Annotated in this window: 1 protein-coding gene; it reads right to left on the bottom strand. The window is 62.2% G+C overall.

The features are described 5' to 3' along the window. Nucleotides 1-136: 136 nt before the first annotated feature. A partial coding sequence (locus V8683_RS31370) for an IS5 family transposase (protein ID WP_462849733.1) occupies nt 137-878 on the bottom strand: 742 nt, incomplete at its 5' end.

The following is an 878-nucleotide window of genomic DNA, read 5'->3' as shown; positions in this document are numbered from 1 at the left end:
GGCTACGCTGAACAAGCAGCTGAATTGGCGGCGTGTTGGCGATGTGGAGGTGTTCAGGTCGTGAAGCCGACCGTCACTCCTTTGCTTTTGGCCCTTGCGGGCATTGCACGCGGGCGTTTTGCCCGCCTTTCGCCCATTACGGGCGCAACTGCGCCATCAATCGCGTGCGCGACAGGTACACGTTGGCGAGCGCCAAAGCGACGAAGGCCCGGTTCGCATTCTTCGCCAACCCGCGGTAGCGCACCTTCGTGAAGCCCCACAGTCGTTTGACCACCGCGAACACATGCTCCACGCGTGCACGGATCCTCGACTTGTGGCGGTTCTTGCCGCGCTGCACCTCATCGACTTCACCCGCGCGACGGGTGCGCTGATTCGTGAAGTCGCGCGCCTTCGGCGCTTTGCTGTGGATCAGCGCTTTCTGGCTGGCGTATGCGCTGTCACCGTAGACCCGCCGCTCCTGTCCGTGCAGCAATTGCGGCAGCGGATGCCTGTCATGCACGTTGGCCGGCGTGAGCACTGCGCTGTGCGCCAGGCCGCTCTGGCTGTCCACGCCGATATGCAGCTTCGCGCCAAAGTACCATTGCTTGCCTTTGCGCGTCTGATGCATCCCGGGGTCGCGCGACTTCTGCTCATTCTTCGTCGAACTCGGCGCACCGATGATCGTGGCGTCCACGATCGTGCCGCTCTTGAGTTTCATGCCGCTCGCCTGCAGCACCCGGCCGACTTCGGCAAACAGCTTCTCGCCCAGTTTGTGGGTTTCGAGAAGACGACGAAATTTGAGCAGCGTGGTGGCATCTGGTGCCGCCTCGCAGCCCAGATCAATTCTCGCAAAGCGACGCAGGCTGGCACTATCGTAAAGCGCCTCTTCACACGCGAAA

The sequence above is a fragment of the Paraburkholderia sp. AV2 genome, assembly GCF_054968425.1.
The sequence above is the reverse complement of the archived record's forward strand: the minus strand, read 5'-3'. Positions and strand labels throughout refer to the sequence as shown.